The following is a 20,128-nucleotide window of genomic DNA, read 5'->3' on the forward strand; positions in this document are numbered from 1 at the left end:
ATCACGACGGATCAGGTTGCGCCAGACCGGAATTTCGCACAGACCTCTGTGCTTCTATGCAGAGGAGGCCTCAAGTTGAGACATGATTTCTCCGATCACTTTCTCCCACATTTCAGGGGGTTGTGCGCCCGGAACGGCATGTTGGTTGGCAACAATGAAGGTCGGGACCGAGCTGACGCCCATCTCGCGTGAGTGAGTGTCGCGGTTGCGGATATCCTCTCGGTCGGCGTCGGATTTGAGCAGTTTCATCACCACTGCCGCGTCCATGCCCGCGCTGTCGGCGATGTCGGACAGGACCTCCGGGTCGCCGATATCGCGGGCCTGAACGAAGTAAGCGTCGAACAGAGCATCCACAACGGCGTTCTGCTTGCCCTCGATCCCGGCCCAGTGGATCAGGCGATGCGCGTCCAGCGTGTTTGGCGTGCGTTTCATCCCCTCAAAGTCGATCTTGAGGCCCGCATTCTCGGCATGTTCAACCACGGGCGCATAGGCCCGTACCGCACCGTCCTTGCCGCCGAATTTCCGTTCCAGATATTCGCGCCGATCCATGCCTGCATCCGGCATGTCGGGGTTCAGCTGGAACGGGTGCCATTCTATCACAAACGGATGGTCCGGCAGTTTTGCCAAGGCTTTGTCCAGATGGGTTTTGCCGATGTAGCACCACGGGCAGATCGGATCGGACAGGATATCAAGCTTGACGGTCTGGGTGTCTGTTTGGCTCATGGGGTGGACGCCTTGAAATAGGCCGGCAACGCGCGGCGCAGGAGTTTGCCGTTGCCACCGGTTGGCAACTCGGGAAGGTGAACAAAGGCGCGCGGCTGTTTGTAACGCGCCAGATTGGCTTGGACATAGGCGTGCAGAGCGTCCTCGTCCAGTCTATCGGGGCCGGAGTAGAAGGCCGCTATCACAAATGTGTCCTGTTTTACCTCGACGGCTGCGGCCCCGACCTGAGTGATGCCGGGATAGCGGGATAGGACGGATTCGACCTCAACTGGTGAGACGCGATAGCCGCCTGCGTTCATCATGTCATCGTCGCGCCCCAGATAGGTGATCTGCCCATCTACGGCCATGGCGCCCTGATCGCCAGTCAGGAACCAGTCGCTTTGTAGTCGGGCGGCGGCCTCTTCGGGCGCGTTCAAATAGGTCAGCATCAGGCCGGGGTCAGAGCGGTGAATGGCGATTGTCCCTTCGCTCCCTTGCGGCACAGGCCCCTCCGGCCCGAGGATCGCGACGCGGCGGCCCGGTTGAGGTTGTCCGAGGGAATCTCCACGCGCAGGATGGGTCGGGCTGGATGAAATGAAGGTCGAACACTCGGACATGCCAAACGCTTCGTAAAGTTCTGTTCCGGTGGCCGTTTCCCACTGGGTATGCAGGGACCGAGACAGCTTTTCCCCGGCGCACAGACCGTGGCGCAGATCGGGCAGTTCGATCTGATCCGAACCGGACAGTATCTTTCGAAAAACACCGGGCGCTGCGGCAAAGATCGTCCCGCGGTTTTGGCGCAGCATCTGCGGTAATTGAGACATATCGGTGCCGGGTTCAGGGATCAGGGCTGAGGCTCCGATCGTCCACGGATCCATAAGCCCGGTGCCCAGCGTATAAGTCCAATTGAACGCACCCGCGTGGCACAGGCGGTCGTGTTCCGTCAGGCCATACCAGCCGTCGACCATCATTTGGCGCGCCCAAATCGCTCTGTGAGCATGGGCGACTGCGCGGGGCTTGCCCGAGGTGCCAGAGGTGTAGACCACATAGGCCAGACGCTCGGGGTCGCCCATATCGAACGATGCGGGCGGTAGGTCATGCATGGCGATCAGGTCGTCCAGATGAATCTGATTGGGGTGTTCGGCACAAGCCACAGAGAGGTCGCGCAAGATGGCGGCGGGCGAAAGCTCCGCGATGATCCGCGCGGTTTCCGGCTCGGTCAGTTGCGATGAAGTCGGAACAGGAACGATACCGACAGCGATAGCCCCAAGATAGGCGATCGGAAACTCAACGGTGTTTCCAAGCCGCATCAGCACGATTTCTCCGGGGTGAAGCCCGGCCTGCAACAGACCCTGACCCGTTCCCAGAACGGCGGCTTTCAATGCGCGATAGCTCCAATCTTCGGATCCGTTTTGGCGCAGTACTGACAGGGCGGTTTTATCGGCCAACTCATCCGCTTTGCCCAGAACATGAGCGGCCAGATTGAAAGGGGTCGGGCAGGGCGTCGGTGGCCCCTGATCGAAGATTGACAGCATGGCAACTGGCTAACCCGGCCCATGGCGCGTTGCAAGCGCGGCTCGTGCACCCTATAGACGAAGGCATGAGTACCCAAGATCCAAAATCCCTGATCCGCATTGCCCGCGATGCAGGCGAACACACGGAACCCGAACCTTTGGACCTGGGCGCCCGTGTGCGCGAATTGCGAAAGGCGCGCAACTGGACGCTGGAGCAGGCGGCCTCGCAGGCCGGGCTGGCGCGTTCGACGCTCAGCAAGATCGAAAACGGTCAGATGTCGCCAACTTATGACGCACTGAAGAAGCTGGCCATCGGGTTGGAGATCTCGGTGCCTCAGCTCTTCACCCCGCCGCAGCGCGAACAGGTGATTGGCCGTATGGCGGTGACACGTTCGGGTGAGGGGGCTGCACATGCCACTGCCACCTATGAGCATGAGTTGCTAGCCGAAACCTTGACCAAAAAGCAGATGCTCCCCTATCGCGCCCGCGTCCGCGCCCGTTCGATGGATGAGTTCGAAGGCTGGGTGCGTCATGACGGGGAGGAGTTCATGTACGTCCTGACCGGCGTCGTGCGGTTGTATACCGAGTTCTACGAACCTGTTGAGATGCGCCGGGGCGACAGCGCCTATTACGACGGCAGCATGGGGCACAATGTGATTTCGGTCAGCGATGAGGATGCGACTATCCTCTGGGTGACGTCACTCGCTTAAAGCGTTTCGGGTTTTACCTGAAGCATCATGTGGCGCGAATGTCCCGAGAACGCTGAAAGCTTGGCAAGGTATTCGTGTCGCAGGTTTAACCCGGAGCGCTATCGGATCAGTTCAATTCGCGGTTCAGCGATTCCGTGAACAGAAAATCCTCGACCTCTTCGTGGGCTTCATTGACAGTTAGGTGATGGCGTTCGGCCAGATAGGCTTCGAACTGTTTGCGATCCTTGCCGACGCGCGGCATATCCTGGTCCCTCAGGTTGGGAAAACGGCGTTTCGCGCGGGCGTAGCACGCGTTCCAGTCTTGTGTCAGATCGGTCCAGTTCAGCATCTGCGAGCTTTCCTTTTTCGGGTTTCAGGACGGCTCTCCCCTATGAACAGCGTACGGACGAGTTGACGCAGCGGAAGACATGACAAGATGTCGCACCCCTGGCCTGATCAGAATTATGCCGATCAGAGTCAGGTTTGCGCGGCGGGTTTGGCGCAAAATCCGGTGAAATGCCCATATATAGGGGCGCTTTGCGCTATGAGCTCATGATTTTGTTCATCGCGGGATGTGCCAGTTTTTGCCGATCTCCACTTGCATAAGGTGTCAGGTCCGGTGCGTCACACCCTATGCGCGTGGTTCTAATCGGCGTACCACCAGACCTCGGGCATGTATTGCGGGCCATCGCCATAGATTGGCAGGGTCTCGGGGTATTTCAGCGCACTGACATGGGCGATACGGCCGACGTCGAAGCTCCAGATCGGGATCACGTATCGGCCCGCCGTCAGAACGCGGTCGAGGGCGCGGGTGGCGGCCACGAAATCCTCGTGGCTTTCCGAAGCCAGCATGGCGTCGATCAGACCGTCCACAGCGGGTGAGGCAACACCCATCAAGTTGCGTGTGCCAGGCGCATCAGCGGATTCGCTACCCCAATAGAGGCGCTGTTCATTGCCCGGTGACAGGGACAGGGCGCGGCGGAACGGGGTCATATCGAAATCCAGCTCAGACACCCGTCCGGTATATTGGGCATTGTCGACACGCTCAGTCGTGACCTGAAGGCCCAGACGTTCCAACGCACGGGTGTAGATCTCGACTGCTGTCTGCATCTCACCATCGCCCTGTTGCAACAGAACGGTGATCTGAAACGGCTCACCCGCTGTATTGCGCAGCACGCCGTCCTGAATGGTCCAGCCAGCCTCGGCCAGCAGTTTTGCCGCTTGCCGCAGGTTCGCGCGATTGCGGGCCGAGCCGTCGCCCTCGGGTGGGGCGTAGCCTTCCAGCGTTCCGGGGATCAAGTCTGCGCTGTAAGGCGCCAACAGTTCTGCAACGCGACCAGTCGCTGGTCCCGGTCGCATCGCCAGATCCGAGCCCGAGAAATAGGATGAGATCCGCGACTGCGCGCCGCCGGTGATCGTGTCGTTGATGAATTCGAAATTGAAGGCCAGCATCAGAGCTTCGCGCACGCGCCAGTCGTCGAACGGAGCTTTGCGGGTGTTCATCACCAGCCCGGTCATGCCCGAGGGCTTACCATGCGGGATCTCGGTCTTGATCACATCGCCACGTTGAACGGCGGGGAAGCTGTACTGCGTGTCCCATTTGTCGGCGTTGAACTCGCGCACGGCCGAAAGCTCTCCGGCTTTAAAGGCTTCGAATAGGACTGTGGCATCGCCGTAGAATTCAATCCGGATGTCGTCGAAATTCATCGTGCCACGGCGAAACGGAACATCAGTTCCCCAATAATCCGGATTTCGACGCAGGTTCACATAGCGACCAGCTTCGTAATCTTCGACCACATAGGGTCCGCTGCCAACGGGGACGTCGTGCAGTTGCGCGTCGGCAAAATCCTTCCCCTCCCATTGGGCTTTCTGAAGGATAGGACGTAGCCCCACGATCAATGCAAGTTCGCGGTCAGCCTCGTTAAAGCTGATCCGAACCGAGCGCGGACCGGTCTGTTCGATACTGTCGATCTTGGACCAGAGACCGCGATAGCGCAGATGCCCTTCGGTCCCGAGGGTCTGGAAAGACCAGATCACATCGTCAACTGTGACCGGGGTGCCATCGGAGAATCGAGCCTCGTCCCGGAGGGTGAATTCCACCCATGACCGGTCAGGCGCGGTCTCAACCGATTCGGCTAACAGCCCGTAAAGAGTGAAAGGTTCGTCCCAGGAGCGGCCCATCAGGCTCTCGTGGGTCCAAAATCTTAACTGCCACGGAGGGGTGCCTTTTTGCACAAACGGGTTCAAACTGTTAAAGCCGCCGGTGTTTCCGAAAACGACTTTGCCGCCTTTGGGCGCCTCTGGGTTCGCATAGGGTAGAGACACAAAATCCGGTGGTAAGGCCGGGTCGCCATACATAGCTATGCCATGAGTCGATTCTGCCTGTGCCAGTGAGGACGCAAAATGCAGGGCGATTCCCGCTGCCAAACCACGAAGCGGGTGTGAAAAATACGGGCTCATTTTGGAAACAATCCTGCTCTGGCCTTATTTTGTTGGGATTCATCGTAGCGATGATTTTTCTTGTTTTCAAACTTTTAGCTTGGACGAAAGCACAGAATTGCTTATAAAGGTCTCACTGCTCGATAGGTTTCTTGCCTGTATGAAACCTGCCTCAATAACTTAACGCCCGCTTCGTGCGGGCGTTTTTTTTGGCAGATTTGCAGCCACTCATTCTGCAGTTCCCCGTTTTTTTTGCAGGTGCAGCATGGCACTCTGCGTGCCAGGTGAACTCAGAGGAAATGCAGTCATGAGCCTTTCGGGAAAAACGGCAATCATCACGGGATCAAATTCGGGCATCGGTCTGGGCATCGCGCGCGAGCTGGCAAAGGCCGGGGCTGATGTGGTTTTGAACTCGTTCACAGATCGGGATGAAGATCACGCGTTGGCGGAAGAGATTTCGAAAGAGACCGGTACAAGCGCGCGCTACATTCAGGCCGATATGTCCAAGGGCGACGAATGTCGCGCCCTGATCGAAAAGGCTGGCACCAGCGATATTCTGGTGAACAATGCGGGTATTCAGCATGTGTCGCCAATTGACCAGTTCCCGATCGACAAATGGGACGCGATCATTGCGATCAACATGAACTCGGCCTTCCACACGACTGCAGCCGCTTTGCCGTTGATGCGCGCGAGTGGGTGGGGGCGCGTCGTGAACATCGCCTCGGCTCATGGTTTGACGGCCTCTCCGTTCAAAGCGGCCTATGTGGCGGCCAAGCATGGTGTTGTTGGCATGACCAAAGCCGTTGCATTGGAAACCGCGCAAGAGCCGATCACCTGCAATGCGGTTTGTCCGGGCTATGTGCTGACACCTTTGGTCGAGGCGCAGATCCCCGACACTATGAAGGAATACAACGTGAGCCGTGAGGACGTGATCAAGAACGTCATGCTGGAGCGGCAACCGTCCAAGGAGTTCGCCACGGTCGAGCAATTGGGTGGTACGGTTCAGTTCCTCTGCTCGGATGCGGCTGCGCAGATCACCGGTACGACGATCTCGGTCGATGGTGGCTGGACGGCTTTGTGAGCTTTAATGGGGGCTCTGCCCCCATACCCCCGAGGTATTTTTGAACAGAAGAAGGGTTGGGGACGTGAAGCAGATCAATCTTGCCTTGCAGGGTGGTGGGGCGCATGGGGCGTTCACCTGGGGTGTTCTCGACCGGCTTCTCGATGAAGAGGATATTGAGATTGCGGCGATCACCGGAACCTCGGCCGGGGCTTTGAATGGCGCTGCGTTCAAGTCCGGAATGGTCGCAAACGGGCGTGAGGGCGCGCGGGCGCGGCTGGACGGATTGTGGAAACGCATGGGGGCCCTTGGCGATATGCGTATTGCCAACTGGTTCAGGGGGCTTGAGCCTGCGAGCATTGCGCAGGCGATGGAGTATTCGCTGCCTTACTCCATTGGCGATGCGTGGTCGCGGATGGTGTCGCCCTATGCCTATGGCCCGTTCTATTCGAACCCGCTGGAATCCGTGGTGGATCGGTTCAACTTTGATGAGGTTTGCGCTGATCAGGGGCCACGTCTGTTTGTGTGCGCGACTTGCGTTCGTAGCGGCAAGATCCGCGTGTTCACGGGCGATGAGATCTCGACAAATGCGATTCTGGCCTCGGCCTGTTTGCCCACGCTGTTCAAAGCGGTTGAGATTTACGACCCTGAAACCGACAGGACCGAAGCCTATTGGGATGGCGGCTATACCGGCAACCCGGCTCTGTACCCTTTGTTCGAGGGTGACCTGCCAGATGATGTAGTGATCGTGAATATCAACCCTCTGGAACGGGACGAGTTGCCGGTCACGCCGCAGCAAATCCAGAACCGGATCAATGAGATAAGCTTTAACTCATCCCTGTTCCGCGAGCTGAGGGCGATCAATTTCGTTCAGCGATTGCTGGAAGAGGGTAAGCTGAAAGCCGGTGAGATGAGCCGTGTGCTGGTTCACATGATTGCGGATAATGAGCTGATGAACAGCTTGTCTGTGGCGACAAAAACGGTGCCCAATCCGGTGATCCTGCATAAGTTGAAGCACGCGGGTCGCGACGCGGCAGATGGGTTTCTGACGCGTCACAAAGATGATCTTGGACAGCACAGTACCGTCGATCTGCCCGCGATGTTCGGCTGATTACTCGGGCGGCTGCGTCGGGTCTTTTTCGTTGGGATAGACTAGACCGGCCGAGATTACGAGCTTTGCGGCCTCTTCAATCGACATGTCCAGCAGGATCACATCTTCTTCCGGGAAAAATAACAGAAAGCCGGAGGTTGGGTTGGGCGTTGTCGGGATGAAGATGCTCAGGAGGTTGCCGCCGGTTTCGGCGCGATTGCTAACCTCACCCCTTGCCGTGGTCGAAACGAACCCGATGGCCCAGATGCCACGGCGTGGATATTGCACCAAGCAGGCTTTCTCGAAAGAACGTTCGGTCTGCGCGAACACCGTCTCCGAGATCTGTTTGATCCCGGAATAGATCGAGCGGACGATCGGCATCCGATCGACGAGGCTCTCGGTGAACGAAATGAAAGACCGGCCCAGAATGCCTTTGGCAATCCAGCCGACTAGAACGGTGAACACCAGGAAGATGATGACGCCGACGCCTCGCAGGTTGATGCCCACATATTCCTCGGGGCGGAACTGCTGCGGCACCAGCGGCAGAACGGCGCTGTCGATCCAGCCCACGACGGACCAGATCAACCAGATTGTCAGCCAAACGGGCGCAATGACAACAATACCCGTCAGAAAAGACCCGCGCAGGCGCGAGAACAGGCCGGGGCGGCGATGTGGTTCTTCGTCAAACGGTGTGTTCATTACAGGTCCGAGTGGTTTGCAAAACTACCTAAGCAGTCCGATGCGCCGGTGCAATAGGGCAGGTTTACGCGCCGTTTACCAGTGCCTTAGCAATATTCGCCGCCAATCGTGCGTTGTTGCGGACCAAGGCGATGTTCGCGGTGAGTGAACGGCCCTTGGTCTTTTCAAAGATCCGCTGCAGCAGATAGGGCGTGACGGCCTTGCCGGTGATCCGGTGAGCATCTGCATCCGCCTGGGCTGCGGCGATGATCGGGGCCAGTTCCTCGGCCGGGATCTGGTCTGCGGCTGGGATCGGGTTCGCGACCAGCTGACCGCCCGGTAGGCCCAGCGCGCGGCGCGTCGCATGAGCTTTTGCGATGGCCTCGGCACTGTCCATGCGCAGCGGTGCGGCATATGGGGATTGCGCGGACCAGAAGGCGGGAAAGGCGTCCTGACCATAGGCGATGACCGGAACGCCCAGCGTTTCCAGTACTTCCAGCGTTTTTGCCAGATCGAGGATCGCTTTGGCACCCGCTGCCACGACCGTCACCGGGGTTTGACCCAGTTCATGCAGGTCAGCGGAGATGTCAAACGTGGTCTCGGCCCCCTGATGGACGCCTCCGATCCCGCCGGTGGCAAACACTTCGATTCCCGCATATTGCGCGGCGATCATGGTTGCGGCCACGGTTGTGGCTCCGGTCCCGCCGGTTGAGATACAGGCCGCCATGTCCGCGCGAGAGATTTTCGCAACACCCTGAGCCTGGCCCAGCGCCTGCAGCTGGTCGGGTTCAAGGCCCACATGCAGCACGCCTTCGATCACAGCCATGGTGGCGGGCACAGCTCCGGCATCGCGGATGTCCTGTTCCACCTTCGCGGCGACCTCAACGTTCTGAGGGTAGGGCATGCCGTGGGTGATGATGGTGCTTTCCAGCGCCACGATGGGGTGGCCTGCGTCTTTGGCTGCGCGGACCTCGGCAGAGTAGTGGATAGGGATCACAGCGGAGTTTCTCCTGAAACGTAGGTTGCAGCGGCGTGGAGCGCGCGGGTCAAAGCCGTTTGCGCGTCGGCGCCGTCTGATTCTGAAGCGATATGAGCGGCCATGAATGTGTCGCCAGCGCCGGTCACGCGGGTCACAAGCACAGACGGAGGTGTCTGGGTCAGAACGCCCTTGGCCGAGCCCACGGTGGCCGAATTGCCACCATCGGTGACGAGAACGCGCAGAGCGCCTCGGTCCAGCAGGCCTTTGGCGGCGGATTCGGAATCGGTAAACTCGCGCTGGCAAAGCAGGCCAGCTTCCTCGAGGTTCACATAGAGTGTCGCGCGGGCGTGTTTGAGGAAAGGCAACAGGCGCTCGGCCTTGCCGGGTGAGGCCGGTGCAACCCTCAGGTCCGCCTTGGCAAAGGCGGGGCTTTGGGCGATTTCTTCCAGAAGGTCCAGCGTCAGGTTGCCGTCCAGCGCAATTGGTCCTTCAAACGGCGTATTCTCATAGCCCAGCGGCCCGTGCATCAACGGGCGCAGGATTTTCGCCCCCGAAGCCTCAAGCGAGTGGGCGTCAGCGATGGCCGCGATCAGGCCGTTGGCCCCTTCGACCGCCATGTAGCGATCGGTCGGCAGGTCTTGCGAGCGGTAGATATGGTCGGTGACCATGCCGAGCCGGGCGCAAGCGTGGACCAGCTCGTCACCCTCCGAGTCGCGGCCAATGGCGGTCAGTAGGGTAGGGGTCATGCCAAACCGCACCAGCGTCATGGCGATGTTCATGGCGACGCCGCCGGGCAGGCGGGTGATCCGCCCCGGCACGTCCGATCCTTGCCGCATGGCACTGGCCGAGCGTCCGATCACGTCCCACAGGACCGAGCCGATACACAGGATTTCACTGTTCTGAGTCATGGTGCTGTCATGCCGCAGCGCTGAGGGCCGTGCAAGCCAGAACGTCAGCGGTAACAGAGATAAGGCCTCTGTGATCTCGCCCGCGGTCGTTTCGACTTGCGATCCGATGCGTTCGGCGGGACACTCGGCCTACATGATTGATGATTTTATTGATGAGCGTCGCAGATGAACGGTATTTTCCGTTTCCTCCTGATTTTGCCTGTCTTTCTGGTGCTTTCGGCGTGGCCCGCGAAGGCTCAGACCCCTCCGACTATTGTCGAGTTCTGGACGAAGGCAGACACTCTGTTCCTTGAGGTCACGCTGAATGCCGAGATGTTCGTGGCCGGGATCGACCCTGAAGCCCGCCCTGACTTCGCCGATGACGTCCGGTACAGAGAGTTGCGCCGACGGGTCTCCTCAGAGCTGGAGCCTGAGGTTCGGTCGTTTGTCCAAGACTGGGCCGGGACGCTGAGGGTTGAGGTCACAGGCCCGGCCCGCCTGTCCTATGAGGGCGTGCGCATTCCCATTGTCGGTGATCCTGATACTCCGCGTTTGTCAAAGCTGTTGCTGGCTGCGCCGCTGCCGGAAGGCGCGTCCAGTTTGCGCCTGACATGGCCCGAGGGGCACGGGCCTGCCGTTGTGAAACAACAGCGTGTCGACGCACCCTACACGGGCTATCTGGTCGCCGGAGAGGTCAGCCCTCTGATCCCGTTGCAAGGCGGTGCCGCGCTCGGCCCGCAACAGGTGCTGCAGGGGTTTCTGCCAAGGGGTCTGTCTCGCATCCTGCCGCATGGCTATCACGAGATCGCCCTTGTGCTGTCGCTGGTCTTTTTGACCCTCAGCCTGCGTCCGTTGTTGGCGCAGATGTTGTTTGTGTCCCTCGGGCTGATCTTCGGTCTGGCGCTTTCGGTATACGGCGCGGTTGCTTTGCCTTTTGCGATCGCCTCTCAGGCGCTTACGGCTGCAACACTTGTGTTGGTGCTGTGGAATTTGGTTCTCAGACGACTGACTGTATTCCGCCTGCTCGCTGTTTTCGGTGCCGGATTGTTGTGCGGGATCACGCTTAGCGCCTCGCTGGCGACGATTGGGATGCCACCGGATCATTTGCCGCCAGCAATATTCGGCTATGCGGGCGGCGTGCTGGCGGCGCTTTACGCAATAGTCGCCGCAGTTTTTGCGGTCTCAACTCTGATTGCCGGGGCATCTGAGAGGATGCGAGGCCGAATATCGGTTCTGGCCTCGATCCTGATTGCGGGAATTGCCGTCTATTGGTTGGCCGAGCCCCTGATACTCAGCTAGCCATATGGGACAGAAGGTCGTTCAGAGCGGCCGAAGGGTCCTCCGCCGACCAGATTTCATCGCCGATGCCGAAGAAATCCGTATGCGGGGACAGAGTGCAGATCAGGTCTGGGGTCAGGCCGCCCTCGGCCACGACCGGGACCTCGATCATCTCCGACCACCACTGGAATAGGTCCTTTTCGGCAAGAGTGCCGTCGCCCAATGACGACGCTAAGACCGGGCCGAAGGCGACATAGTCAACGCCTGCTTCGCCAGCCGTCATGCCGTCATGGCTGGAGGCCCCACAAAAACTACCGACAATCGCATCCGTGCCGAGCTCTTTGCGCGCAGCCCGAACCGAGCGCGCCGCATCGTCCAGATGCACACCATCCAGCCCCAGCCGTTGCGCCAGCAGAACGTGGTTTGAGATCACGATAGCCACGTCGCGCGCATGCGCCACCTCGCGGCAGGCATCTGCGGCGCGGGCGATCGTGTCCTCGTCATTCCCAGCCAAGGCCAGCCGGATGCAGGCAATCTCGGTCCCGTCAAGAACCCGCGCCAATTGGTCGGGGAAGGTACTAAGCGTGATGGTCGGCGGTGTGATCAGATAGATCTGAGGCTGCTCGGGGGTGTCCATTAGCGCGTCCTTCGCTTTCATTCTTTGGCGCGGTTTAGCGGATTGAGCGCGGGAAGCAAACTTTTATGCCTGCCGAGCGGGTATTTGGGAACAGAAGAAGAGGATCGGGTTGCCCTGATGAGGCTGGGTGATTAGAGCAGGCGGAGCTTTCGGAGACAGACATGCCTAGTGAAACCTCTCAGCCTTTCTTTGTACTCGTGCGCCCACAAATGGGCGAAAACATCGGGGCCGCCGCGCGGGCGATGTGGAATTTCGGGCTGGACCGGATGCGGATCGTAGCCCCTCGGGACGGGTGGCCGAACCCTAAGGCGGTGGCGATGTCCAGCGGTGCCGGTCGGCTTCTGGATGAGGCACAATTGTTTGACGATCTGGCGGGGTCGCTGTCTGACACCACCTTTGTGTTTGCGACCACCGCACGGCAACGCGGGTTGACCAAGCCGGTCTACAGCCCGGAACGCGCCATGCAGATTGCGGCTGAAAAGGTTGCCGCGGGCGAAAAGGTGGCAGTTCTCTTTGGCCCCGAACGTGCGGGGCTTGAGAATGAGGACATCGCCAAAGCCAATGCCATTGTCTCGGTGCCCGTGAACCCAGAATATGCCTCGCTCAACCTTGGACAATGCGTGCTGCTGACAGCCTATGAGTGGATGCGTCAGACCGGTGATGTGGTGCATGAGGCTACCGATCTGGGCAAGGGCGACTGGGCGACCGGGATCGAGGTCGAGAAGCTGGTTGAACACTATGAAGACCGGCTGGAAGAGGCTGGTTTCTTCTACCCGCCGGAAAAGGCCGAAGGCATGAAGACCAATCTGCGCAACCTTTGGTCGCGGATGCGGATGACGCGGGCGGATGTGCAGATGTTGCACGGTGTCATGCGTCAGATGGTCCGTTGGAAAGACAAAGGGTAAGGCTGGACCTTGCCTCTCACTGGCCCTAGCTTGCGACCAAATCCAGGACATATGAGGACAGCATGAGCGCCAAGCGCAGCATCTTCGAAGAAGTCTCAGACACCGAAAAACAACAGGCCGTTCAACCCGGTATGATCGACAAGGGCCGGGGCGGGGCACGCAAGGCGATCCGGGCATGGCTGATGATCCTGTTCGCTCTGGTCGTTGTTATGATCGCCGTGGGGGGGCTGACCCGGCTGACCGATAGCGGGCTTTCGATCACCGAATGGCGTCCGATCACCGGGGCCATCCCGCCGATGACCGAGGCCGACTGGCAATCCGAATTCGACAAGTACAAGGAAATCGACCAGTGGCGCATCCAAAACCAGTGGATGGAGCTGAATGATTTCAAGTTCATCTACTGGTGGGAATGGGGCCACCGCCAACTGGGTCGCGTGATCGGTCTGGTCTGGGCAATTGGCTTCTTTGGTTTCCTGATCGCGCGCAAAATCCCCGCGGGTTGGACCGGCAAACTGCTGATCCCCGGTGCCTTGGGCGGCGTTCAGGGTGCGGTCGGCTGGTGGATGGTCGCCTCGGGCGTCACGCAGGGCGAGGGCATGACGGCCGTTGCCAGCTATCGCCTGGCGACGCATCTGGGCTTGGCCTTCGTGATCCTTGGGTTCCTCGCGTGGTATATCTTTGAGCTGGGACGAGATGAGCGCGACCTGATGCAGGCGCGCCGCGCGAAAGAGGCGAAGCTGTTCTCGCTCTCGACCGGCTTGCTGCATTTCACCTTTTTACAAATACTCATCGGTGCGCTTGTCGCCGGGATTGACGCAGGGCGGTCTTACACCGATTGGCCTCTGATCGGTGGGCAGCTCTTGCCGCCAGATGCGACCATTCTGGAACCGATGTGGCGCAACTTCTTCGAAAGCCCCGGTCTGGTGCAGTTCATCCACCGCTGCGCGGGCTATCTGCTGTTCATCTTCGCCATCATCGTCTGGCGTCGGGGGCAGACCAGCGCCCATCCGCAGACCCGCTTTGCCTTCAATGCAGCCTTCGCAGCCCTTTCTTTACAGGTGGTGGTCGGCATCGTGACAGTAGTCTACGCAGCCCCATGGCAGATCGCTATTTTCCACCAGTTCATGGCCGTCGTGGTCTGGACCCTGATCCTGCGCGCGCGCTTCCTGAGCGGCTACCCCATTGCAACCTCAATCCGTGGAGCGTGACCCGATGAGCGCCTTTGATGACCTGATGGCCTTTCAACGTGAAACCTCGGCCCTTGGTCAGATTGCCGGCCGGCTTGGCTGGGATCAGGAGACCATGATGCCGCGCGGAGCTGCCCCGCAACGGGCCGAGGAAATGGCCGCGATCGAGGCCGTTTTGCACGCCCGCAAATCCGACTCGCGCGTGGCCGAATGGCTGGACCAAGCCGACGCGAGTGATGCCTCGGGTCAGGCCCAGCTGCGTGAGATCCGCCGGTCTTATGAACGCACCATCAAAGTCCCCGCCGATCTGGCCAAAGCTCTTGCTCGGGTCACCTCTGCCGCGCAAGGCAAATGGGCGCAGGCGCGCGCGGATGAGAATGTCTCGGCCTTCCTGCCCGTGCTGGAAGAAGTCGTCTCGCTGAAACGCGAGGAAGGGGCCGCACTGGCGCAGGGCGGTGCAGTCTATGACGCCATGGTCGAGGATTATGAGCCCTACACGACCGGAGCCCAGATTGCCGAGATCTTCGATCAGATGCGCCCCCGCTTGGTGGCACTGCGGGCGGCGGTTCTGGATCGACCCGCACCAAAGGCGCTGGACGGCTCGTTCGACGAAACCAAACAGATGCGCCTGTCGCAAAAACTGGCGCGTACTTTCGGTTATGACCTGAACCGAGGCCGCGTCGACAAGGCGGTGCATCCGTTCAGCTCGGGCAGTGGCTCGGACGTGCGGATCACGACCCGGACCAGCGCAACCGATCCGTTCAACTGCTTTTACTCCACCATTCACGAGGTCGGCCATGCCGCCTATGAACAGGGCATCAACCCCGATTACGCGCTGACGCCTCTGGGGCAGGGCGTGTCGATGGGGGTGCATGAAAGCCAAAGCCGGATCTATGAAAACCAGCTTGGCCGCTCGCGCGCCTTCACCGGATGGCTGTTCGCCCAGATGCGCGACGCCTTCGGAGATTTCGGGATCGCGGATGCCGACGCCTTCTACGCGACCGTGAACCATGTCCAGAACGGCTATATCCGAACCGAGGCGGATGAGGTGCAATACAACCTGCACATCATGCTGCGCTTTGATCTGGAGCGCGCATTGATGGCCGGAGACCTGCAGGTCTCGGACCTCGAAGCCGCGTGGAATGACCGCTTCAAGGCGGATTTCGGCTATGCGGTCGACAAGCCCTCGAACGGGTGTTTGCAGGATGTCCACTGGTCCGTGGGGCTGTTCGGCTATTTCCCGACCTATTCGCTGGGCAACGTCTATGCCGGGTGCCTCTATCAGGCGTTGCGCGGCGCCGTGCCGGGGCTGGACGATCAACTGGCCGAAGGTGATACCTCGGGCGCGACCACGTGGCTGCGCGAAAACGTCCAGCAATATGGCGGGCTCTACGCCCCGCGTGAGGTCATCCAGCGTGCAAGCGGTGTTGAACCGGGGCCGGACCCGCTGCTCAGCTATCTTGAGCAGAAATTCGGCGCGCTCTACGGGCTGTAGCGCGGGCCACTCACGTTGCCGTGTGCCCGCGTGGTGTTCCGCGCGGGATTGGCTAGGGTAGGGCATCTGACCCCGGCGGAGACTACGGTGCCCTTCACTTCTTTGGTAAAACCCCGGCTTGCCGAGATCATCACCAGCCGAGGGCTGCAAAACGCGCGTCGTGGCCTGTATGAGGTGGGGCGCAGGGCGTGTGGTGCGCGACGCGAGGTTCACTATTTTCACGATGCGTCAGACCCGTATTGCGCACTGACCGCACAGGTTTTGCCAGCATTCGAGGCGCGTTATGACATTGCGCTGCGCCCGCATTTGATCTCAGGCCCGCCTGCCGAGGCGGTTCCTGATCCGAAAGCGCATCGCGAGAACGCGCTCAAAGATGCAACGCGCTTGGCGCAAAAGCTGGGTTTGGACGCGCCAAAGGCGGCTGGCTTGCCGCCAGAGGTCAACGCTCATCTGGCCGCCCATCTTGGAGAGCCGGATTTCGCGCAACATCTCAAAGCCATTAGCGCCGCCCAATGGGCTGGGCGGGATTTACCTGCGGGCAAACAGAGTGATCCCGCCGCTGCTATGCGCGCCGGGAATCAGGCGTTGCGCGCGATGGAACACTACCTGGGTGGCACGTTTTACTATGGCGGTGAATGGTACTGGGGTGTGGACCGACTGCACTATCTTGAAGACAGGTTACAAGGCGCCGGGCTGGGTACCGGTCCCCTTCTGGTGCCGCCCCCAGAGCCGGTGTTTGACCGCCAAGGGGACACCCCAAAAACTCTGGAGTTCTTTTTCTCCTTCCGCAGCCCGTATTCTTTTCTGGCTTTTGACCGGGTCCAGCACTTGGCAGAACACTACAGGGCTGAACTGAACCTGCGTCCGGTGCTGCCGATGCTGATGCGCGGCTTGCCAGTGCCAAAGGCGAAATCCCGATACATCCTGCAAGATTGCATGCGCGAGGCGCGGCGACTGGGTATCCCGTTTGGCCGCATCTGCGACCCTTTGGGGAGCGGGGTCGAGCGCGGTTATGCGTTGTTCGACTACGCTGAATCCGAAGGTCGGATGGGAGCGTTTTGCTCTACCTTCATGCGCTCAGTCTGGTCGGAAGGCGTAGACGCAGCCAGCGACAAGGGCCTCTCTCAAATCGTCAAAGCCGCCGGTTTGAATTGGCCCACGGCGCGCGATGAGCTGAAATCACAGACTTGGCGTCGGCGGGTTGAGCAGAACCAAAACAGGCTGCAAGTCGTTGGCCTTTGGGGTGTTCCCAGCTTCCACGTCGACGGTCAGAGCATTTGGGGTCAGGATCGGCTCTGGGCTGTGGCTGATCTATTCGGCACTGAATCAAAACAGGCGCTGCCCGGGTCCGGTTAGCGCCTGTTTCATGTGCTCTAGCCGAAAGATTATTCTTCGGCCTCGTCCTCATCGCCCTGATCGGCGATCCAGGCGACGCTGACGACCTCTTCGCCTTTGCCGGTGTTGAATACCCGCACGCCACCGGCGCTGCGGGACCGGAAGGAAATGCCATCGACTGGCACTCGGATCGACTGACCTTTGGAGGTGGCCAGCATGATCTGGTCATCAATCTCGACCGGGAAGGAAGCCACAAGCTCTCCGCCGCGCATTGCTTTGTCCATAGCGGCAACGCCCATACCGCCACGTCCGCGGACGGGGTAGTCATGACTGGAGCTCAGCTTGCCCGCACCGCCCGCTGTAATGGTCAGGATCAGGTTCTCGGCGGCCGACATCTCGGCGTAGCGTTCCTGAGGCAGCACGCTGTCGGCATTGCCTTCATCCTCATCGCCCTCGGCCTCATCGGTGACGCCCGCCATCAGGCGGCGCATCTTGAGATAGGCGGCCCGTTCATCCGAGGTCGCATCGAAATGGCGGATGACGGACATCGAAACCACTTCGTCATCGCCGGAGAGGCGCACACCGCGCACACCGACCGAAGAGCGGCTGTTGAACACCCGCACATCCGTCGTCGGGAAGCGGATTGCGCGGCCGGATTTGGTGACCAGCATCACATCATCCTCTTCCGAGCAGATGCGCGCGTTGATCAGCTTCGTCTCGGCATGCTCATCCTCGAACTTCATGGCGATCTTGCCGTTGCGCTTCACATTGGTGAAGTCCGACAGGCGGTTACGCCGTACGGTGCCCGCGCTTGTGGCGAAGACGACCTGAAGGTTTTCCCATTCCTCGTCCGGAACGTCGACCGGCATGATCGCCGCGATGGAGACTCCGGTCGGGATCGGCAGGATGTTGACGATCGCCTTGCCCTTGCCGGTACGCCCTGATTGCGGCAGGCGCCAAGTCTTCAGCTTGTAGACCATCCCGTCGGTCGTGAAAAACAGCAGCTGCGTATGCGTGTTGGCCACGAAGAGGGTGGTAACCACGTCCTCTTCCTTGGTCTGCATCCCCGACAGGCCCTTGCCACCACGCTTCTGCGCCCGGAAATCGGCCAGCGGAGTACGCTTGATATAGCCGCCCGAGGTGACAGTCACGACCATGTCTTCGCGTTCGATCAGGTCCTCGTCTTCCATGTCGCCGGACCAGTCGACGATCTCGGTGCGACGGGGCACGGCGAACTGATCGCGCACTTCGCGCAGCTCATCGCCGATGATCGACATGATGCGTTCGCGCGAGGAGAGGATATCCAGGTATTCTTTGATCTTGGCGGCCAGTTGCTCCAACTCGTCCGTGACCTCTTTGACGCCCAGTTGGGTCAGGCGCTGCAGGCGCAATTCGAGGATCGCACGGGCCTGAACCTCGGTCAGGTTATAGGTGCCGTCGTCGTTCATCTTGGACAGAGGATCGTCGATCAGGCGCAGATAGCCTTCGATCTCGGCGGCGGGCCAGCGTCGGGTCATCAGTTTCTCGCGTGCCTCAGCCGCGTCTGCCGACGAACGGATGGTGGCAACCACTTCGTCCACATTCGAGACGGCCACGGCCAAACCACACAAGATATGGCTACGCTCGCGTGCTTTACGCAGATCGTATGCGGTGCGGCGGGCTACCACATCCTCGCGGAAGTCGATGAAGGATGTCAGGAACCGGCGCAGGGTCAGCTGCTCGGGCCGACCACCATTCAGGGCCAGCATGTTGCAGCCAAACGACGTCTGCATTGGCGAGAAACGATAAAGCTGGTTCAGCACCACTTCGGGCGTTGCGTCGCGTTTCAGCTCAACCACGACACGCACGCCGTTGCGGTCGGATTCGTCCTGAACATGCGCTACGCCTTCGATGCGCTTCTCACGCACTGCTTCAGCGATCTTTTCGATCATCGAGGCTTTATTAACCTGATAAGGGATCTCATCCACGACAATGGCGTAGCGATCCTTGCGCAGTTCCTCGACACGTGTCTTGGCGCGGATGATGACGCTGCCGCGGCCTTCCAGATAAGCCTTGCGCGCACCGGAGCGGCCCAGCATCACACCGCCGGTCGGAAAGTCGGGACCGGGGACGTATTCGATCAACTGCTCGGACGTCAGGTCCGGGTCGTCAATCAGCGCCAGCGTGGCGTCGACCACTTCGCCCAAATTGTGTGGAGGGATATTCGTCGCCATACCCACGGCGATACCGCCTGCGCCATTGACCAGCATGTTCGGGAAACGGGCGGGCAGGACGGTCGGCTCTTTGTCCTTGCCGTCGTAGTTGTCCTGAAAATCAACCGTCTCTTTTTCGATATCGGCCAGCAGGGCGGCGGCGGGTTTGTCCATCCGCACTTCGGTATAACGCATGGCCGCCGGGTTATCGCCGTCCATCGAGCCAAAGTTGCCCTGACCGTCCAGCAGTGGCAGCGACATCGAGAAATCCTGCGCCATCCGCACCAGCGCGTCATAGATCGCGCTGTCGCCATGCGGGTGGTACTTACCCATCACATCGCCGACCGGACGGGCCGATTTGCGATACGCCTTTTCATGCGTGTTACCGGTCTCGTGCATGGCGTACAAAATCCGCCGATGCACGGGTTTCAGACCATCGCGCAGATCGGGGATTGCGCGGGAAACGATGACTGACATGGCATAGTCCAGATAGGACGTGCGCATCTCGGATTCGATGGAGACCGTCGGGCCGTCATAGACAGGGCGCTCAGGCGGGGTTTCATCCATGTTTTCAGGTGTTTCTGGCGTATCGCTCACGTAAACTGCTCGTTTCTTGTGCAGACTCTATATTTTGTGGTTCTACTTTATCAGACCCAGCACATAAGGTGCAAGCAAGCAACGAATCCCAGCGCGAAAATCCAAAGTAACACTCGGGTAACATCTTGTTATCCAACTGTTAGGTGGTTTTGCTGCTATCATAGAGAGACCCTGAACGAAATCGGAGGTCTGAATGCAGCAAAGCGAAACCGAATTAATGCTGAAGGGATACGGTCTGACCACGGCGGAATTCTTCTACCATATGCCTGACTATATCCATGTTCTGAATACGTTTATCTGGCAGGAATATGATCTGGCTCCAGATCATCCAAAACTGTTCGAATTCATCGATTTTTGGCAGCGAGAGATTGAGGGGCCTTTGCACTCGGTCAAGTTCACCCATCGCAAGATGATCGCGCCGGGGGAATGGCGCAATATGGTGGGTGAGTTCCGCGTGAACTGAC

At 59.7% G+C, this 20,128-nt stretch carries 18 protein-coding genes; 9 read left to right on the forward strand and 9 right to left on the reverse strand.

Going from position 1 to position 20,128, the window contains the following annotated elements; genetic code table 11:
* Nucleotides 1-54: 54 nt before the first annotated feature.
* Entirely contained in the window at nt 55-723 is a 669-nt protein-coding gene (locus tag ACR0AI_RS01930; protein WP_170373847.1) for a DsbA family oxidoreductase, read from the reverse strand.
* Nucleotides 720-2,237, reverse strand: a complete 1,518-nt coding sequence (locus ACR0AI_RS01935) for a class I adenylate-forming enzyme family protein (protein WP_480671083.1) — start codon at nt 2,235-2,237, stop codon at nt 720-722. The genes ACR0AI_RS01930 and ACR0AI_RS01935 overlap by 4 nt, the downstream gene beginning before the upstream one ends.
* 65 nt (nt 2,238-2,302) lie before the next feature.
* Here ACR0AI_RS01935 and ACR0AI_RS01940 point away from each other — a divergent pair, with 65 nt between their 5' ends.
* The gene (locus tag ACR0AI_RS01940; protein WP_170373845.1) at nt 2,303-2,926 is read left to right on the forward strand and encodes a helix-turn-helix domain-containing protein; all 624 of its coding nucleotides are present in this window, start codon (nt 2,303-2,305) and stop codon (nt 2,924-2,926) included.
* Between the two features lie 106 nt (nt 2,927-3,032).
* Here the strand turns inward: ACR0AI_RS01940 and ACR0AI_RS01945 are convergent, their stop codons facing one another.
* Nucleotides 3,033-3,254, reverse strand: coding sequence for a hypothetical protein (locus ACR0AI_RS01945; protein ID WP_170458509.1), 222 nt, complete (start codon nt 3,252-3,254; stop codon nt 3,033-3,035).
* A 296-nt stretch (nt 3,255-3,550) separates the two neighbouring features.
* Nucleotides 3,551-5,365, reverse strand: a complete 1,815-nt coding sequence (locus ACR0AI_RS01950) for an extracellular solute-binding protein (RefSeq protein WP_480671081.1) — start codon at nt 5,363-5,365, stop codon at nt 3,551-3,553.
* Between the two features lie 286 nt (nt 5,366-5,651).
* Between ACR0AI_RS01950 and ACR0AI_RS01955 the strand changes: the two genes are divergently transcribed.
* Both ACR0AI_RS01955 and ACR0AI_RS01960 read left to right on the forward strand, forming a co-directional pair.
* Nucleotides 5,652-6,425, forward strand: a complete 774-nt coding sequence (locus ACR0AI_RS01955; protein WP_480671079.1) for a 3-hydroxybutyrate dehydrogenase — start codon at nt 5,652-5,654, stop codon at nt 6,423-6,425.
* Between the two features lie 64 nt (nt 6,426-6,489).
* The gene (locus tag ACR0AI_RS01960; protein ID WP_480671077.1) at nt 6,490-7,515 is read left to right on the forward strand and encodes a patatin-like phospholipase family protein; all 1,026 of its coding nucleotides are present in this window, start codon (nt 6,490-6,492) and stop codon (nt 7,513-7,515) included.
* On the opposite strand, the gene ACR0AI_RS01965 is transcribed toward ACR0AI_RS01960, so the two are convergent.
* The 3 genes from ACR0AI_RS01965 to ACR0AI_RS01975 form a co-directional block, all read right to left on the reverse strand.
* Nucleotides 7,516-8,193, reverse strand: coding sequence for a DUF502 domain-containing protein (locus ACR0AI_RS01965; RefSeq protein WP_170638604.1), 678 nt, complete (start codon nt 8,191-8,193; stop codon nt 7,516-7,518).
* Between the two features lie 64 nt (nt 8,194-8,257).
* Entirely contained in the window at nt 8,258-9,169 is a 912-nt protein-coding gene (locus ACR0AI_RS01970) for a pseudouridine-5'-phosphate glycosidase (protein ID WP_480671074.1), read from the reverse strand.
* Complete coding sequence (locus tag ACR0AI_RS01975; protein WP_480671072.1) at nt 9,166-10,059, reverse strand: PfkB family carbohydrate kinase; 894 nt, start codon at nt 10,057-10,059, stop codon at nt 9,166-9,168. Before ACR0AI_RS01975 ends, ACR0AI_RS01970 begins: the two co-directional genes overlap by 4 nt.
* Before the next feature lie 165 nt (nt 10,060-10,224).
* Between ACR0AI_RS01975 and ACR0AI_RS01980 the strand changes: the two genes are divergently transcribed.
* A complete protein-coding gene (locus ACR0AI_RS01980) occupies nt 10,225-11,337 on the forward strand; it encodes a HupE/UreJ family protein (protein ID WP_480671070.1) in 1,113 nt (370 codons plus the stop codon).
* On the opposite strand, the gene ACR0AI_RS01985 is transcribed toward ACR0AI_RS01980, so the two are convergent.
* Nucleotides 11,330-11,953 carry a thiamine phosphate synthase gene (locus tag ACR0AI_RS01985; RefSeq protein ID WP_480671068.1) on the reverse strand — a complete coding sequence of 208 codons (624 nt, stop codon included), beginning with the start codon at nt 11,951-11,953 and terminating at the stop codon, nt 11,330-11,332. The genes ACR0AI_RS01980 and ACR0AI_RS01985 overlap by 8 nt on opposite strands.
* Before the next feature lie 161 nt (nt 11,954-12,114).
* Between ACR0AI_RS01985 and ACR0AI_RS01990 the strand changes: the two genes are divergently transcribed.
* The 4 genes from ACR0AI_RS01990 (at nt 12,115) to ACR0AI_RS02005 (ending at nt 16,896) form a co-directional block, all read left to right on the forward strand.
* Nucleotides 12,115-12,858, forward strand: coding sequence for an RNA methyltransferase (locus tag ACR0AI_RS01990; RefSeq protein WP_480671066.1), 744 nt, complete (start codon nt 12,115-12,117; stop codon nt 12,856-12,858).
* A 62-nt stretch (nt 12,859-12,920) separates the two neighbouring features.
* A complete protein-coding gene (gene ctaA, locus ACR0AI_RS01995; RefSeq protein WP_480671064.1) occupies nt 12,921-14,066 on the forward strand; it encodes a heme A synthase in 1,146 nt (381 codons plus the stop codon).
* 4 nt (nt 14,067-14,070) lie between these two features.
* The gene (locus ACR0AI_RS02000) at nt 14,071-15,540 is read left to right on the forward strand and encodes a carboxypeptidase M32 (RefSeq protein WP_480671062.1); all 1,470 of its coding nucleotides are present in this window, start codon (nt 14,071-14,073) and stop codon (nt 15,538-15,540) included.
* A gap of 87 nt (nt 15,541-15,627) precedes the next feature.
* The gene (locus ACR0AI_RS02005; RefSeq protein WP_480671060.1) at nt 15,628-16,896 is read left to right on the forward strand and encodes a DsbA family protein; all 1,269 of its coding nucleotides are present in this window, start codon (nt 15,628-15,630) and stop codon (nt 16,894-16,896) included.
* A 29-nt stretch (nt 16,897-16,925) separates the two neighbouring features.
* On the opposite strand, the gene gyrA is transcribed toward ACR0AI_RS02005, so the two are convergent.
* Nucleotides 16,926-19,664: a DNA gyrase subunit A gene (gyrA, locus tag ACR0AI_RS02010; RefSeq protein ID WP_480671059.1), complete on the reverse strand. Its 2,739-nt coding sequence runs from the start codon at nt 19,662-19,664 to the stop codon at nt 16,926-16,928.
* A 193-nt stretch (nt 19,665-19,857) separates the two neighbouring features.
* Here gyrA and ACR0AI_RS02015 point away from each other — a divergent pair, with 193 nt between their 5' ends.
* The gene (locus tag ACR0AI_RS02015; RefSeq protein ID WP_170373832.1) at nt 19,858-20,127 is read left to right on the forward strand and encodes an usg protein; all 270 of its coding nucleotides are present in this window, start codon (nt 19,858-19,860) and stop codon (nt 20,125-20,127) included.
* The last annotated feature ends 1 nt before the right edge of the window (nt 20,128 follow it).

It is taken from the genome of Ruegeria sp. BG3 (assembly GCF_056538485.1).

Coding starts and splice junctions, on each gene's coding strand:
- ACR0AI_RS01985 (WP_480671068.1), bottom strand. CDS start 11,953: ATGGACACCCCCGAGCAGCCTCAGATCTATCTGATCACACCGCCGACC.
- ACR0AI_RS01930 (WP_170373847.1), bottom strand. CDS start 723: ATGAGCCAAACAGACACCCAGACCGTCAAGCTTGATATCCTGTCCGAT.
- ACR0AI_RS02015 (WP_170373832.1), top strand. CDS start 19,858: ATGCAGCAAAGCGAAACCGAATTAATGCTGAAGGGATACGGTCTGACC.
- ACR0AI_RS01990 (WP_480671066.1), top strand. CDS start 12,115: ATGCCTAGTGAAACCTCTCAGCCTTTCTTTGTACTCGTGCGCCCACAA.
- ACR0AI_RS02000 (WP_480671062.1), top strand. CDS start 14,071: ATGAGCGCCTTTGATGACCTGATGGCCTTTCAACGTGAAACCTCGGCC.
- ACR0AI_RS01940 (WP_170373845.1), top strand. CDS start 2,303: ATGAGTACCCAAGATCCAAAATCCCTGATCCGCATTGCCCGCGATGCA.
- ACR0AI_RS01945 (WP_170458509.1), bottom strand. CDS start 3,254: ATGCTGAACTGGACCGATCTGACACAAGACTGGAACGCGTGCTACGCC.
- ctaA (WP_480671064.1), top strand. CDS start 12,921: ATGAGCGCCAAGCGCAGCATCTTCGAAGAAGTCTCAGACACCGAAAAA.
- ACR0AI_RS01955 (WP_480671079.1), top strand. CDS start 5,652: ATGAGCCTTTCGGGAAAAACGGCAATCATCACGGGATCAAATTCGGGC.
- ACR0AI_RS01950 (WP_480671081.1), bottom strand. CDS start 5,365: ATGAGCCCGTATTTTTCACACCCGCTTCGTGGTTTGGCAGCGGGAATC.
- ACR0AI_RS01935 (WP_480671083.1), bottom strand. CDS start 2,237: ATGCTGTCAATCTTCGATCAGGGGCCACCGACGCCCTGCCCGACCCCT.
- ACR0AI_RS01975 (WP_480671072.1), bottom strand. CDS start 10,059: ATGACTCAGAACAGTGAAATCCTGTGTATCGGCTCGGTCCTGTGGGAC.
- ACR0AI_RS01965 (WP_170638604.1), bottom strand. CDS start 8,193: ATGAACACACCGTTTGACGAAGAACCACATCGCCGCCCCGGCCTGTTC.
- ACR0AI_RS01980 (WP_480671070.1), top strand. CDS start 10,225: ATGAACGGTATTTTCCGTTTCCTCCTGATTTTGCCTGTCTTTCTGGTG.